This window comes from Microbulbifer variabilis ATCC 700307 (genome assembly GCF_000380565.1).
Taxonomy (GTDB): Bacteria; Pseudomonadota; Gammaproteobacteria; order Pseudomonadales; family Cellvibrionaceae; genus Microbulbifer; species Microbulbifer variabilis.
The window spans coordinates 1-16110 of the sequence record NZ_AQYJ01000013.1; the positions used below are offsets into that span (position 1 = coordinate 1).

Genomic DNA, 16110 nt, shown 5'->3' on the forward strand with positions numbered 1-16110 from the left:
AGAGCAGCGGTCAGGGTGGTTTTACCGTGGTCAACGTGACCGATGGTGCCCACGTTCACGTGGGGCTTGGAACGTTCAAACTTTTCTTTTGCCATCTTAGATGTCCTCTAGCTAAAAGTTTGCCAAAGAAGCCTCAGCCATTCACTGAGGCCCTTTTGAGCAGAAGTTAATTAGGCCTTGTTCTTTGCGATGATCTCATCGGCAACATTTTTCGGCGCTTCGGCGTACTTCAGGAACTCCATGGTGTAGGTAGCACGGCCCTGAGTAGCAGAACGCAGGTCGGTTGCGTAACCGAACATCTCTGCCAGAGGTACTTCCGCGTTTACAACCTTACCAGCGGGGTTGTCTTCCATACCCTGAATGAGGCCACGACGACGGTTGAGGTCACCAACCACGTCACCCATGTTCTCTTCCGGAGTTACCACTTCCACCTTCATCATCGGCTCAAGCAGTACTGCACCGCCCACAGAGGACAGCTTCTTGGTCGCCATGGAGCCGGCGATTTTAAACGCCATTTCACTGGAGTCCACATCGTGGTAGGAACCGTCGTACAGAGTTGCCTTCAGGCCCAGCAGCGGGTAGCCAGCCAGAACACCGTTTTGCATCTGCTCTTCGATACCTTTTGATACCGCCGGGATGTATTCCTTAGGTACAACACCACCCACGATTTCGTTAACAAATTCCAGACCTTCCTGGGACTCGTCTTCAGCGGGCTCAAATTTCACCCATACGTGACCGAACTGACCGCGACCACCGGACTGACGAACGAACTTGCCTTCGATCTCAGAGGTGTTACGGATCGCTTCACGGTAGGCAACCTGAGGCTTACCGATGTTCGCTTCAACGTTGAACTCGCGACGCATACGGTCGACGATGATGTCCAGGTGCAGCTCACCCATACCAGAGATGATGGTCTGACCGGTTTCCTCGTCGGTCTTCACACGGAAAGACGGGTCTTCCTGGGCCAGCTTGCCGAGGGCAATACCCATTTTTTCCTGGTCCGGCTTGGACTTGGGCTCAACCGCAACAGAAATTACCGGCTCTGGGAACTCCATACGCTCCAGAACAATCTTGTTGCTCTCGGCACACAGGGTGTCACCAGTGGTTACATCCTTCAGACCGATCGCAGCTGCGATGTCGCCAGCCAATACTTCTTTAATTTCCTGACGGTCGTTGGAGTGCATCTGCACCATACGGCCAACGCGCTCTTTCTTCATTTTTACGGAGTTGTATACCGCAGTACCGCTCTCCAGCTTACCGGAGTAGACACGGAAGAAAGTCAGGGTGCCAACGAAGGGGTCGGTAGCAATTTTGAACGCCAGAGCGGCGAACGGAGCCTCGTCATCCGCTTCGCGGGTCTCAACGGTTTCGCCGTCTTCCAGAGTACCTTCGATCGCCTTAACTTCAGTCGGCGCCGGCAGGTATTCGATAACTGCGTCCAGTACAGCTTGTACGCCCTTGTTCTTGAAGGCGGAGCCGCCCAGAACCGGAACGATTTCGTTGGCCAGAGTACGCTGGCGGATAGCTGCCTTGATCTCGTCTTCGGTCAGCTCACCCTCTTCCAGGTATTTCTCCATCAGCTCTTCGCTGGCTTCAGCCGCCGCTTCTACCAGGTACTCGCGCATTTCGTCGCACTCGTCCTGGAGCTCAGCGGGGATGTCAGCGTATTCAAAGGTCATGCCCTGGTCTGCTTCGTTCCAGATGATGGCTTTCATCTTCACCAGGTCAACAACACCCTTGAACTCGTCCTCAGCACCGATGGTCATTTGCAGCGGTACAGCGTTTGCGTTCAGACGGTCTTTCAGCTGGCTCACAACGTTGCGGAAGTTCGCACCGGCGCGGTCCATCTTGTTGACGAATACCATGCGCGGTACTTCGTATTTGTTCGCCTGGCGCCAAACGGTTTCAGTTTGAGGCTGAACACCAGAGGAACCACACAGAACAACAACCGCGCCGTCGAGTACGCGCAGGGAGCGCTCTACTTCAATGGTGAAGTCAACGTGTCCCGGGGTGTCGATGATGTTTACGCGGTGCTGGTCGAACTGCTGCTGCATGCCGGCCCAGAAACAGGTGGTTGCAGCGGAAGTGATGGTAATACCACGCTCCTGCTCCTGCTCCATCCAGTCCATGGTTGCGGCGCCTTCGTGCACCTCACCAATTTTGTGGGACAGACCAGTGTAGAAAAGTACGCGCTCAGTAGTGGTGGTTTTACCGGCGTCTACGTGGGCACAGATACCGATGTTGCGGTAACGTGCGATAGGCGTTTTACGTGCCACAGTTGTATCCTCGATATAACGGCAAAAGGCAGCCTGGAAATTTCCGTGCTGCCTTTCGGTATTAATTTCCGATGTTGGTAATCATCAGACTTAGAAGCGGTAGTGAGAGAACGCCTTGTTGGCTTCCGCCATGCGGTGTACATCTTCACGCTTCTTGACCGCACCGCCCTTGTTCTGAGCTGCATCGATCATTTCATTGGCCAGGCGCTGAGCCATGGACTTCTCGCCGCGCTTGCGGGAGAACTCCACCAACCAACGCATTGCCAGAGCCATACGGCGCGAGGGGCGCACTTCTACAGGCACCTGATAGGTCGCACCACCAACACGGCGGGATTTAACTTCCACCATAGGCGCGATGTTTTCCAAAGACTCCTCAAATACTTCGATAGGGTCTTTGTTCATTTTTTCAGAAACAGTCTCCAGGGCACCGTATACGATACGCTCTGCTACTGACTTCTTGCCGCTGATCATGACATGGTTCATGAACTTGGCCAGGGTGACGTTCCCGAACTTGGGATCGGGTAGTACTTCGCGCTTGGCGACTACTCGTCTTCTCGGCATGGGTATTGCCTCTCTTCAGGGTTATTCTGAGACGCCGCCGTAAAACCTTACAATCCGGCGAGCTCAGCCTTACTCCGGTTGGAAACCGAAACGCAAATCGTTAAAGGAGATTAACCTTTAGGACGCTTGGCGCCGTACTTAGAACGGCCCTGCTTGCGGTCGTTTACGCCGGCACAGTCAAGTGCACCGCGTACAGTGTGGTAACGCACACCCGGCAGGTCTTTTACACGACCGCCGCGAATCAGTACCACGCTGTGCTCCTGCAGGTTGTGGCCTTCACCACCGATGTACGAAGTTACTTCGAAACCGTTGGTGAGACGCACACGGCAAACTTTGCGCAGTGCGGAGTTCGGCTTCTTCGGTGTAGTGGTGTACACGCGAGTGCAAACTCCACGACGCTGCGGGCTGGCCTGCAGAGCGGGAACGTCGCTTTTTTCGACTTTGCGTTTTCTCGGCTTACGAACCAACTGGTTGATCGTTGCCATTAAAAATCACTCCAAAAATAAAATGCCCCCACCTCTTACAGTGAGGGCCTGTCGTCTGTGTGTAGCGCCGACTCGAAGGCCGGACGAAACACCCCACATCAGCGGGGGCCGCATTCTATAAGCGACAACCCGCCTAGTCAATCGGCGACGGAAGTAAGTGCTTACATCACAGACAGTCGCCAATCTCACTCGGCACCGAAATGCCTGGATATACCCCACTCCGCCGGCAAGGCAGAGTGGGAATACACCTTATTCGCCAGAGGACTTCAAGGCCTCGGTCAAGGCCGCTTCCACCTCTGCTGCGGAAGGACCTTCACTGAAGCTCTCTTCCAACTGCAGGCTGCGCTTGCGCTTGCGCTCGCTGTGGTAGGCCAGACCAGTACCTGCCGGAATCAGGCGACCCACTACTACGTTCTCTTTCAGACCGCGCAGGCTGTCTTCCTTGCCGGTTACCGCCGCTTCAGTTAGAACGCGAGTAGTCTCCTGGAACGAAGCCGCCGACAGGAAGGACTCGGTGGCCAAAGAGGCTTTAGTGATACCCAGCAACAGACGCTCGAATTGCGCAGGCTGCTTGTTTTCGGCACGCAGCTGTTCGTTCTCTTCTATCACGCGTTGGTATTCAACCTGATCGCCCTTAATAAAGCCGGAGTCACCCATCTCGGTGATCTCCACTTTACGCAACATCTGACGCACAATCGTTTCGATGTGCTTATCGTTAATGCCTACACCCTGGAGACGGTAAACTTCCTGGATCTCATTGGTGATGTAGCGTGCCAGCTCTTCCACACCTTTCAGGCGCAGGATGTCATGCGGGTTTGACGGGCCATCGGAGATAACCTCACCCTTTTCTACGGTTTCACCCTCGAACACAGTCAGCTGACGGTGCTTCGGAATCAGAACCTCGTAGTGATCCTTACCGTTGGCCAGAGGCTTGCCGTCGCGCGGAGTAATCTGCAGACGAACCTTGCCCTTGGTCTCTTTACCGAAGGAAACAGTACCGGAGATTTCCGCCAGGATAGACGGCTCTTTCGGCTTACGGGCCTCGAACAGGTCGGCAACGCGCGGCAGACCACCGGTGATATCCTTGGTACCACCGGATTCCTGCGGAATACGCGCGATAACGTCACCCACGTTCACCTGTTTGCCTTCAGCCAGACTGAGGATGGCGCGCGGCGGCAATGCGTAGTGCGCCGGCGCATTACTGTTAGCCAGAGTCAGCTCTTCGCCATTTTCATCAACCAGGGTTACTGCAGGACGCAGGTCTTTACCCGCTGCCGGACGCTCGGCCGGATCGATTACCTCAATAGAGGACAGACCGGTAATATCATCAGTCTGCTTGCGAATAGAGAGACCGTCTTCCATACCGGACAGCTTCACCCAACCGGCAACCTCGGTGATGATCGGGTGGGTGTGCGGATCCCACTTGGCCACAATCTGGCCACCGTCTACCTCAGCACCTTCGTAAACGCTGATCACAGCGCCGTAAGGCAGCTTATAGCGCTCACGCTCGCGGCCAGCACCATCAGCAATAGCCAACTCACCGGAGCGGGAAACCGCTACCAGAGTGCCGGCTTCGGTTTTCACTGTCTTCACATTGTGCAGGCGTACGGTACCGCCCAGCTTCACCTGAATACTGTCCGCTGCAGAAGCACGGCTCGCAGCACCACCAATGTGGAAGGTACGCATGGTCAGCTGAGTGCCCGGCTCACCGATAGACTGTGCGGCAACAACACCCACAGACTCACCTGGGTTGGCGCGGTGGCCACGGGCCAGGTCACGACCGTAACACTGGGCACAAATACCGTGGGCGGTGGTACAGCTGATCGGGGAGCGAACCAGAACCTCATCGATACCCATGGCTTCGATGCGCTCTACCCACTTCTCGTCGATCATAGTGCCAGCGGGAACGGCAATTTCATCGCTACCAGGCTTGAGGACATCGCGGGCTACAACACGGCCGAGGATACGGTCACCGAGAGACTCGATTACGTCACCACCCTCAATTACCGGCGCCATTGTCAGACCATCATCGGTGCCACAATCCACTTCAGTGATTACCACGTCTTGAGCAACATCCACCAGGCGGCGAGTCAGGTAACCGGAGTTAGCGGTTTTCAGTGCGGTATCCGCCAGACCTTTACGAGCACCGTGGGTCGAGATGAAGTACTGCTGTACAGTCAGACCTTCACGGAAGTTCGCGGTAATGGCGTTCTCAATAATGGAACCATCTGGACGAGCCATCAGACCACGCATACCAGCGAGCTGGCGAATCTGCGCCTCAGAACCCCGTGCGCCTGAGTCGGCGTACATGTATACAGAGTTGAAGGAATCCTGCTCGGCTTCTTTACCCTCGCGATCGATCACCTTCTCTTTCTTGATCCCCGCCATCATTGCCTGGGTTACCTTATCGTTGGTACGGGACCAAACATCGATAACCTTGTTGTACTTCTCACCCTGGGTTACCAGACCAGAAGCAAACTGGCTTTCAATCTCTTTTACTTCAGCTTCAGCAGCGCCGATCAGGTCGGCCTTAGCAGCTGGGATTTCAAAGTCATTCACACCAATGGAGGAACCGGACTTTGTAGAGAAATCGAAACCGGTGTACATCAGCTGGTCAGCGAAAATAACTGTCGCCTTCAGGCCCACCTTGCGGTAGCACTCGTTAAGCACACGAGAAATGGATTTCTTTTTCATCGGCTGGTTAACCAGCTCGAACGGTAGGCCTTCCGGTACGATGTTCCAAAGCAGCGCACGGCCGACAGTGGTGTCCTGTACAGAGATACTCTCGTGCTTCTCCCCATCCTCACCAAGAATCTTCTCGCGGATGCGCACCTTGACTTTCGCCTGCAAGCCAACCTGCTTGGCGTAGAAGGCGCGGCTCACTTCCTTGATATCGGAGAAGAACATGCCCTCGCCTCTATCATTTACACGCTCACGGGTCATCCAATACAGACCCAGCACCACGTCCTGGGAAGGTACGATGATCGGTTCACCGTTTGCGGGCGACAGGATATTGTTGGTGGACATCATCAGCGCGCGGGATTCCAGCTGCGCTTCAATAGTCAGCGGTACGTGTACTGCCATCTGGTCGCCGTCGAAGTCGGCGTTATAGGCGGCACAAACCAGCGGGTGCAGCTGGATTGCTTTACCTTCAATCAGTACCGGCTCAAACGCCTGGATACCCAGACGGTGAAGAGTCGGGGCACGGTTAAGCAGTACCGGGTGCTCGCGGATAACTTCGTCGAGAATATCCCAAACGACCGCTTCCTCGCGCTCTACCATTTTCTTGGCAGCTTTGATGGTGGTGGCCAGGCCTCGGGCTTCGAGCTTGCCGAAAATAAACGGTTTGAACAGCTCCAACGCCATTTTCTTGGGCAGGCCACACTGATGCAGGCGCAGGGTCGGACCGACCACAATTACGGAACGACCGGAATAGTCAACACGCTTACCCAGCAGGTTCTGACGGAAACGACCTTGCTTACCTTTAATCATGTCCGCCAGGGACTTCAGCGGGCGCTTGTTAGAGCCTGTGATGGCACGGCCGCGACGACCATTATCCAACAGCGCATCCACAGATTCCTGCAGCATACGCTTTTCGTTGCGCACGATAATATCTGGCGCATTCAACTCGAGCAGGCGCTTCAGGCGGTTGTTACGGTTAATCACACGGCGGTAGAGGTCGTTCAGATCGGAGGTCGCAAAGCGGCCACCATCCAACGGTACCAGTGGGCGCAGATCCGGCGGCAGAACAGGCAGTGCCTGCATTACCATCCACTCGGGGTTATTGCCGGACTTGTAGAAAGCTTCCAGCAGCTTCAGGCGCTTGGACAGTTTCTTGATCTTGGTCTCGGAGTTGGTAGCCGGGATCTCTTCACGCAGACGCTGAATCTCAGCAGGCAATTCGATGTCACTCATCAACTCCTGGATCGCTTCGGCACCCATCTTTGCTTCGAATTCATCGGCGAATTCTTCCATCGCCTCGAAGTACTGCTCGTCATTTAGCAGCTGGCCGCGTTCCAGGGTGGTCATGCCGGGCTCGGTTACCACGTAGGATTCAAAATACAGCACACGCTCGATATCACGCAGGGTCATATCCAGCAGCAGGCCGATACGGGACGGCAGGGATTTCAGGAACCAGATATGCGCAACCGGGCTAGCCAGCTCAATGTGGCCCATACGCTCACGGCGCACTTTGGCCTTGGTAACTTCAACGCCACACTTCTCACAGATAATGCCGCGATGCTTCATGCGCTTGTACTTACCGCACAAGCACTCGTAATCCTTCACTGGACCAAAGATCTTGGCACAGAACAAACCTTCGCGCTCTGGCTTGAAGGTACGATAGTTAATGGTCTCCGGCTTCTTCACTTCGCCGTAGGACCAGGAGCGAATCATGTCCGGCGAGGCCAGACCGATGCGGATCGCATCAAACTCTTCCAGGTGCTCCTGGGACTTCACCAGATTTAATAAATCTTTCAAGGCCTTTCCTCCACTAGGGGATAGTCAACCCGGCAGACAAGCTGTGCCGGATGGGCCGGTGCCCTACTGCATTCAGGGACGCCGGCACTTGTCTCAATTCGCCTGCTAACAGGCTGCTGCACAAATCGGTCTTACTCGTGCTCGAGCTCGAAGTTCATACCGAGAGAACGGATTTCCTTAACCAGCACGTTGAAGGATTCCGGCATGCCGGGCTCCATACGGTGGTCAGAGTCCACGATGTTTTTGTACATCTTGGTACGACCTTCCACGTCATCGGATTTAACTGTGAGCATTTCCTGCAGGGTGTAAGCCGCACCGTAAGCTTCCAGTGCCCAGACCTCCATCTCCCCGAAACGCTGACCACCGAACTGGGCCTTACCGCCGAGTGGCTGCTGGGTAACCAGGCTGTAGGAACCAGTGGAACGCGCGTGCATCTTGTCGTCCACCAGGTGGTTCAGCTTGAGCATGTACATGTAGCCCACAGTCACAGGACGTTCAAAGGCATCGCCTGTACGGCCGTCGTGCAGAGTAATCTGTCCGGAATCTGGGATATCCGCAAGGCGGAGCAATTGCTTGATTTCGCTCTCATCGGCACCGTCGAATACGGGAGTTGCCATAGGCACACCGCGACGCAGGTTGTGCGCCATTCCCATGACTTCCTCATCGGACAGGGTTTCCAGCTCCTCACGGCGACCACCGGTGGAGTTGTAAACCTCTTCCAGGAAACCGCGTACCTTGGCAATTTCCTGCTGCTCCTTAATCATCTTGTCGACTTTAACGCCGAGGCCTTTAGCCGCCATGCCCAAGTGCATTTCCAGAACCTGCCCGACGTTCATCCGCGAGGGAACCCCCAGTGGATTCAGAACGATGTCTACCGGCTCACCGTTTTGGTCGTACGGCATATCCTCAACGGGCTTGATTACGGAGATCACACCCTTGTTACCATGGCGACCGGCCATCTTGTCGCCCGGCTGGATGCGGCGCTTGATCGCCAGGTAGACCTTAACGATTTTCAATACGCCTGGAGCCAGGTCATCGCCGGACTCCAGTTTCTTCTTCTTGTCTTCGAAGGCTTCGTCCAGCAGCTTACGGCGCTCTTTCAACTGAGCTTCCGCCTTTTCCAGCTGATCATTCAAGCCTTCTTCTTCCATACGCAGCTTGAACCAGTCTTCGCGTGGCAGCGCACCCAGCACTTCAGCAGTCAGTTCCTGACCTTTGCTGATACCTTTACCACCAGCGGCTTTCTGGCCTTGCAATGCCTTCTGCAAGCGCTCAAAAGTAGCGGCTTCAACAATGCGGTATTCTTCGTTCAGGTCCTTGCGAACCTCATCCAACTGGGCTTTCTCGATATCGATGGAACGCTGGTCTTTTTGCAGACCGTCGCGGGTAAACACCTGTACATCGATCACGGTACCGCGGGTGCCGCTAGGCGCACGCAGGGAGGTGTCCTTAACGTCGGAGGCTTTCTCACCGAAGATTGCGCGCAGCAGCTTCTCTTCCGGAGTCAGCTGTGCTTCACCTTTCGGAGTTACCTTGCCCACCAGAATATCGCCGGGGCCCACTTCCGCACCGATATACACGATGCCGGATTCATCCAGTTTATTCAGCGCAGACTCACCCACGTTAGGAATATCCGCGGTGATTTCCTCACTGCCCAACTTGGTATCACGGGCAATACAGGTCAGCTCCTGAATATGGATGGTGGTGAAGCGGTCTTCCTGTACAACACGCTCACTGATAAGGATGGAGTCCTCAAAGTTGTAGCCATTCCAGGGCATAAATGCGATGCGCATATTCTGGCCCAGTGCCAGCTCACCCAGATCAACAGACGGGCCATCGGCAAGAATGTCACCGCGCTCAACGCGATCACCGGTGCTTACGATCGGGCGTTGGTTAATACAGGTATTCTGGTTGGAGCGGATGTACTTGGTCAGGTTGTAGATATCCACACCTGCATCACCGGCTTCAACCTCAGCATCAGCCACTCGCACTACAACGCGGCTGGAATCTACACGCTCAATCACACCGCCGCGCTTGGCTACCACACACACACCGGAGTCACGCGCCACAGTGCGTTCCATACCGGTACCCACCAACGGCTTTTCAGCACGCAGGGTTGGAACCGCCTGGCGTTGCATGTTCGATCCCATCAATGCACGGTTGGCGTCATCGTGCTCAAGGAAAGGAATCATTGCCGCAGCTACAGAAACCACCTGCTTAGCGGATACATCCATATACTGAATTTCACCCGGCGCTTTCAGGGCGAATTCATTTTGGTGACGCACGCTCACCAGGTCATCGGTGAAATTGCCTTCATCATCAACAGCAGCAGACGCCTGGGCAATTACGTAGTTGGCCTCGTTAATCGCAGACAGGTACTCGATTTCGTCGGTAACCTTGCCATCAACCACTTTGCGGTAGGCGCTCTCAAGGAAGCCATAGTGGTTGGCACGGGCGTAAGTCGCCAGGGAGTTAATCAGACCGATGTTCGGTCCTTCCGGTGTTTCAATAGGACATACGCGGCCGTAGTGCGTAGGGTGTACGTCTCGTACCTCAAAGCCGGCGCGCTCGCGCGTCAGGCCGCCCGGGCCCAATGCGGAAACACGGCGCTTGTGGGTAACTTCCGACAGCGGGTTGTTCTGGTCCATAAACTGAGACAGCTGTGAGGAACCGAAAAACTCTTTAACGGCAGCTGCTACCGGCTTGGCGTTGATCAGGTCTTGCGGCATCAGGCCTTCAGACTCTGCCATGGACAGGCGCTCTTTGACCGCGCGCTCAACACGCACCAGGCCAACGCGGAACTGGTTTTCAGCCATCTCACCTACGGAACGCACGCGACGGTTACCCAGGTGGTCAATATCGTCCACCATACCCTGTCCGTTGCGGATATCGATCAACATTTTCAGCACATCAACGATATCTTCTTTGCTCAGGGTGCCCTGGCCTGTTTCATCTTCACGGCCCAGGCGGCGGTTGAACTTCATGCGGCCAACCGCAGACAGGTCATAGCGCTCGTCGGTAAAGAACAGGTTCTCGAACAGGGACTCCGCAGATTCCTTGGTAGGTGGCTCTCCCGGGCGCATCATGCGGTAGATCTCCACCAGCGCTTCCAGCTGAGTGCGGGAGGGCTCTGCACGCAGGGTATCGGAGATAAACGGTCCCCGGTCCAGGTCATTGGTGTACAGAGTATCGAACTGCTTGATATTCAGCACACGCAACTGCGCGATCACTTCTGCAGTGATCTCGGTATTACACTCGACCGCAATTTCGCCGGTGGATTCATCGACAATATCGTGGGCCAAGGTGCGGCCAAACAGGTACTCCAGGGGTGCTTCCAGTTTCTCAACACCGGCCTTTTCCAGCTGGCGAATGTGGCGCGGAGTGATACGACGCCCCTCTTCCACAATCACCTTGCCCTGGTCATCTTTGATATCAAAGGAGGCAACGTCACCACGCAAGCGAGAAGGGATCAGTTCCAGGCTGACGTGATCCTCGTGCAGCTCAAACCTGCTGGTCTCGAAGAACATCTCCAGCATTTCCTGGGAACTATAACCCAGTGCACGCAACAGAATCGTCGCTGGCAGTTTGCGGCGACGGTCGATACGTACGAATACCAGATCTTTCGGATCGAACTCGAAATCCAACCAGGATCCACGGTAAGGGATAACTCGTGCGGCGTACAACAGCTTACCGGAGGAGTGAGTCTTGCCTTTGTCGTGATCGAAAAATACACCCGGGGAACGGTGTAACTGGGATACGATTACCCGCTCAGTACCATTGATTACAAAAGTACCGTTGTCGGTCATGAGCGGGATTTCGCCCATGTACACTTCCTGCTCTTTGATGTCCTTGATGGACTTATTCGCAGACTCTTTATCGTAAATAATCAGGCGTACTCGCACGCGCAGTGGGCACGCGTAAGTGACACCGCGCAGGGTGCACTCTTTTACATCAAAAGCCGGCTTACCCAGCGTATAGCTCACGTACTCCAGGGCGGCATTGCCGGAATAGCTGACAATTGGAAATACAGATTTAAACGCCGCCTGCAGGCCAACATCCAGGCGGTCATCTGGGCGCTTGTCGGCCTGTGTAAAATTGCGATATGAATCCAGCTGTATCGCAAGCAGGAAGGGCACATCCATGACCTTAGGCAGTTTGCCAAAATCCTTGCGGATACGTTTTTTCTCAGTATATGAGTAAGCCATTCAAATTCCCCAGCTTGATCAGTGACAAGACTTCGTGGAACTCCATTCGGGAGTTCCTCCGGGCGAGAAGCCTCTGAGCAACACAGTTTGGGCTGTACTGATCAGAAACCTCTCCGCTTGCTTTTAGGCAGCATGGCTGCGCTATGGTTAAATGAGGTTTGCCACGGTTTTTCCTTCCGCCGGCACCACTAAAAACCTCAGTACCGCAAACGGCAAAAAGGCCGGCGGACAAAGTCCACCAGCCTTACCGCTACCTGCCGCTTTACGCGACTGCTAGCGGGAATCGCAACAACTGAATTACTTCAGTTCTACAGTTGCGCCAGCTTCTTCCAGCTCTTTCTTAGCGGCTTCAGCTTCGTCTTTGGTTGCGCCTTCTTTCAGCGGGCTCGGAGCGCCGTCAACCAATGCCTTGGCTTCTTTCAGGCCCAGGCCAGTGATGCCGCGAACAGCTTTAATCACGTTCACTTTCTTGTCGCCTGCAGAGGTCAGGATCACGTCGAAAGAGTCTTTCTCTTCAGCAGCTGCTTCGCCGCCAGCCGGACCGGCTACAACTGCTGCAGCAGCAGTTACACCGAACTTCTCTTCCATCGCTTCGATCAGCTCAACAACGTCCTTAACGGACATTTCAGCAACAGCGTTGATGATATCTTCTTTAGTCAGAGACATGAGTCATTACCTGAATTGGTTTGAGCAGTAGCTGCTCGTATTTCGTTTTGAAGCTGCGATTCGCTCTTGCGAAAAAATTATGCAGCTTCCTGCTCTTTTTGGTCGCGAACGGCCGCAATAGTGCGAACCAGCTTGCCAGCAGATGCTTCTTTCAACACGCTCATCAGCTTGGCGATCGCCTCGTCGTATGTCGGCAGGCTTGCCAACAGTGCGACGTCGGTGATCGCGCCTTCGAAGGCAGCACCTTTCAGTTCCAGCTTGTCATTGCCCTTGGCGAACTGGCTCAGGATGCGCGCACCGGCACCCGGGTGTTCGTTGGAAAATGCAATGATGCTGGGACCTACGAATTTGTCGGTCAGACATTCGTAATCGGTTCCTGCCAGAGCGCGACGCGCCAGAGTATTGCGGACGACTTTTAACCAAACGCCGTTCTCGCGAGCCTCTTTGCGCAGGGCAGTCATGTCATTCACGGTTACGCCGCGGGAATCCGCAACTACCGCAGACAGAGCACCCTCAGCAGCTTGCTGGACATCTGCGACAATCGCTTTCTTGTCTTCGAGTCCAATAGCCATAGTGTCACTCCTGGATTTGAAAAAAATCGGACTTAACCGTCCGATCCGTTCCGGTGCATAAAGCTCAAATCCAGCAAAAAATACTGGTTTGGGCGACACCGTCTGCGTAGGCTCAAACCTCTTAGCGACCAACCTGGCCGAGGTTTGGATTAAGCCAGACACGTTAAACCTCAACGCACCGGGCACCTACGGTCTTTGACGGCCCACATTTCTGCCGAAGCATCAAGTGGACCCCAAAGTTCATTTCGGCATACAGCCCCAGAGGGCTGCACTGCCATAATTAGATGGTCAGAGAAGACTGGTCGATAACCAAGCCCGGGCCCATAGTGGTGCTCAAGGTGATCTTCTTCAGGTACACGCCCTTAGCGGAAGCCGGCTTGGCTTTCTTCAGGTCGGCAACCAGGGCTTCCAGGTTTTCTTTCAGTGCATTTGCATCGAAAGCTACCTTGCCGATACCGCCGTGGATGATGCCGCCTTTGTCAGCGCGGAAACGCACCTGACCAGCTTTGGCATTCTTAACAGCAGTGGCAACGTCTGGAGTTACAGTGCCAGTCTTCGGGTTCGGCATCAGGCCACGCGGGCCGAGGATTTGACCCAGCTGGCCAACTACGCGCATCGCATCCGGAGAAGCGATTACTACGTCGAAGTCCATCTTGCCGGCTTTAACATCGGCAGCCAGCTCATCCATACCGATCAGGTCAGCGCCCGCTTCCTTAGCGGCGTCAGCATTTGCACCCTGGGTGAAAACAGCTACGCGAACTTCTTTACCGGTACCGTGCGGCAGAGTGGTCGCACCACGAACAGCCTGGTCGGATTTACGCGGGTCGATGCCCAGGTTTACAGAGGCGTCTACAGTCTCTGCAAACTTAACGTTGGACAGCTCTTTCAGCAGGGCAACAGCTTCTTCAATGCCATAAGCCTTGCCAGCTTCCACTTTCTCAGCGATAGCGCGCTGACGCTTGCTCAATTTAGCCACTTAGAGACCCTCCACTTCGATACCGGCACTGCGTGCGGAACCGGCGATGGTGCGCACGGCCGCGTCCATGTCGGATGCAGTCAGGTCGGCTTTCTTCATTTCCACGATCTCTTCCAGCTGAGCACGGGTAACCTTGCCCACCTTGTCGGTATTAGGACGACCGGAACCGCTCTTGATCTTGGCAGCCTTGCGCAGCAGGACCGCGGCAGGCGGAGATTTCATAATGAAGGTGAAGGAGCGATCACTGTAAACAGAGATCACAACCGGCACTGGCAGACCTGGCTCGAGGCTCTGGGTCTGGGCATTGAACGCCTTACAGAATTCCATGATGTTCACGCCGTGCTGACCCAGTGCAGGACCTACGGGTGGACTTGGATTGGCCTGACCGGCCTTAACTTGTAGCTTGATATAAGCTTCTACTTTCTTAGCCATTACAGCTCTCCTCTAGATGGGTGGTAACGCCCATTCCAACTAACCACTATGATCAAAGGAACCGGCTCCCCAAAACCCCAAAAATAAAACTTATTTTTCGGGGACGCGAAAACCCCCTTCCACCTCGCGGCGAAAGAGGGCAAAAAAATATACTGGAATCAGGTCTTTTCTACCTGGCTAAATTCCAGCTCAACCGGGGTGGAGCGTCCGAAAATCAACACTGCTACGCGCAAGCGGCTCTTCTCGTAGTTAACTTCTTCAACCACACCATTGAAATCATTAAACGGACCGTCGATAACCCGAACCATTTCGCCAGGCTCAAACAGTGTTTTGGGCTTCGGCTTATCGACAGAATCATCAATGCGATTCAGGATAGCCTGCGCCTCTCGATCGGTAATAGGCGCCGGCCTATCCGCCTTACCACCGATAAAACCGAGCACACGTGGAGTTTCTTTTACCAGGTGCCAGGTATCATCATTCAGTTCCATTTCCACCAGAACATAGCCGGGGAAGAACTTACGCTCACTTTTACGCTTCTGTCCTGCTCGCATCTCCACCACTTCTTCGGTGGGAACCAGCACTTCACCAAACAGGTGATCCATTTCGTGCAGCTCAATTCGCTCTTTTAGGGAGCTGGCAACACGCTTCTCATATCCCGAGTAAGCCTGGACCACATACCAATGCTTTGACATGTATCAACCTTTAGCCGATGAGTTTGGATGCCGCCCAACCTAATGCGGAGTCCAGCGCCCAGAGAATTAACGCCATAATCAATACAAAAACCACCACAATCACTGTGGTCTGGGTTGCCTCTTGGCGGGTCGGCCAAACCACGCGCCTGACCTCGGTTTGCGCCTCGCGCAACAGTTGCCAGAGAGCATTGCCTTTGGCGGTATTTACTGCCACAACCAGAGCGACCAAGCAGATGGCAGTAACTGCCAACACGCGGTAGATCAACGGGAATTCGGCATAATAAGAGTTGCCCGCGACAGCACCGCCAACCAACAGCACTATCAGCAGCCACTTTAGGCCGTCAAGACGAAAGGTTTTCGCTTCTGCTTTAGCATTCATATATGAAGCCCTTAGCGCACTACAGATAAGCCCCTAGTGCTCAAAAACACAAAAGCCCCACTCATAAGCAGGGTTTCGCGACACCCCTAAGCTTATCCTAAGCGGAGTGATTGAAAATGGCAGGCCAGGAGGGACTCGAACCCCCAACAGCCGGTTTTGGAGACCGGTGCTCTACCAATTGAACTACTGGCCTGTACATCACGAGTGCTTTAACACTCGAAGATGGAGAGGACTATAGCCTGCCCTCTCATCTGGTGCACCGCCAAGGAACCTCGGTGGCACGAAGATCAAAGATTACTCGATGATCTTAGCAACAACGCCCGCACCTACGGTACGACCACCTTCGCGAATAGCGAAACGCAGGCCGTCTTCCATGGCGATCGGAGC

Annotated in this window: 13 protein-coding genes and 1 tRNA gene; all 14 read right to left on the reverse strand. The window is 54.6% G+C overall.

Annotated features, from left to right (window positions below; all coding sequences use genetic code 11):
- Positions 1–95: GTP-binding protein (locus tag G367_RS22725; RefSeq protein ID WP_010791028.1), on the reverse strand; the 95-nt coding region annotated here is incomplete at its 3' end.
- Positions 96–170: 75 nt separating this feature from the next.
- Positions 171–2276 (reverse strand): elongation factor G, encoded by a 2106-nt coding sequence (gene fusA / locus G367_RS0100430; RefSeq protein ID WP_020411118.1) that lies wholly within the window; start codon positions 2274–2276, stop codon positions 171–173.
- Between the two features lie 90 nt (positions 2277–2366).
- Positions 2367–2837, reverse strand: coding sequence for a 30S ribosomal protein S7 (gene rpsG, locus G367_RS0100435; RefSeq protein ID WP_020411119.1), 471 nt, complete (start codon positions 2835–2837; stop codon positions 2367–2369).
- 110 nt (positions 2838–2947) lie between these two features.
- Positions 2948–3322 carry a 30S ribosomal protein S12 gene (gene rpsL / locus G367_RS0100440; protein WP_020411120.1) on the reverse strand — a complete coding sequence of 125 codons (375 nt, stop codon included), beginning with the start codon at positions 3320–3322 and terminating at the stop codon, positions 2948–2950.
- 249 nt (positions 3323–3571) lie between these two features.
- The gene (gene rpoC, locus G367_RS0100445; RefSeq protein ID WP_020411121.1) at positions 3572–7801 is read right to left on the reverse strand and encodes a DNA-directed RNA polymerase subunit beta'; all 4230 of its coding nucleotides are present in this window, start codon (positions 7799–7801) and stop codon (positions 3572–3574) included.
- Positions 7802–7932: 131 nt separating this feature from the next.
- Positions 7933–12006 carry a DNA-directed RNA polymerase subunit beta gene (rpoB, locus tag G367_RS0100450; protein ID WP_020411122.1) on the reverse strand — a complete coding sequence of 1358 codons (4074 nt, stop codon included), beginning with the start codon at positions 12004–12006 and terminating at the stop codon, positions 7933–7935.
- A 297-nt stretch (positions 12007–12303) separates the two neighbouring features.
- Positions 12304–12672, reverse strand: coding sequence for a 50S ribosomal protein L7/L12 (rplL, locus tag G367_RS0100455; RefSeq protein WP_020411123.1), 369 nt, complete (start codon positions 12670–12672; stop codon positions 12304–12306).
- A 77-nt stretch (positions 12673–12749) separates the two neighbouring features.
- Positions 12750–13244 (reverse strand): 50S ribosomal protein L10, encoded by a 495-nt coding sequence (gene rplJ, locus G367_RS0100460; RefSeq protein ID WP_020411124.1) that lies wholly within the window; start codon positions 13242–13244, stop codon positions 12750–12752.
- Positions 13245–13524: 280 nt separating this feature from the next.
- Positions 13525–14220, reverse strand: a complete 696-nt coding sequence (rplA, locus tag G367_RS0100465) for a 50S ribosomal protein L1 (RefSeq protein ID WP_020411125.1) — start codon at positions 14218–14220, stop codon at positions 13525–13527.
- Positions 14221–14652: a 50S ribosomal protein L11 gene (gene rplK / locus G367_RS0100470; RefSeq protein WP_020411126.1), complete on the reverse strand. Its 432-nt coding sequence runs from the start codon at positions 14650–14652 to the stop codon at positions 14221–14223. It abuts the gene before it with no gap.
- A 158-nt stretch (positions 14653–14810) separates the two neighbouring features.
- A complete protein-coding gene (nusG, locus tag G367_RS0100475) occupies positions 14811–15344 on the reverse strand; it encodes a transcription termination/antitermination protein NusG (protein ID WP_026304859.1) in 534 nt (177 codons plus the stop codon).
- A gap of 10 nt (positions 15345–15354) precedes the next feature.
- Positions 15355–15723: a preprotein translocase subunit SecE gene (secE, locus tag G367_RS0100480; protein ID WP_020411128.1), complete on the reverse strand. Its 369-nt coding sequence runs from the start codon at positions 15721–15723 to the stop codon at positions 15355–15357.
- A 117-nt stretch (positions 15724–15840) separates the two neighbouring features.
- Positions 15841–15916 (reverse strand) — tRNA-Trp (locus G367_RS0100485).
- 101 nt (positions 15917–16017) lie between these two features.
- The coding region (locus G367_RS26900; RefSeq protein WP_020411129.1) for an EF-Tu C-terminal domain-related protein at positions 16018–16110 on the reverse strand (93 nt) is incomplete at its 5' end.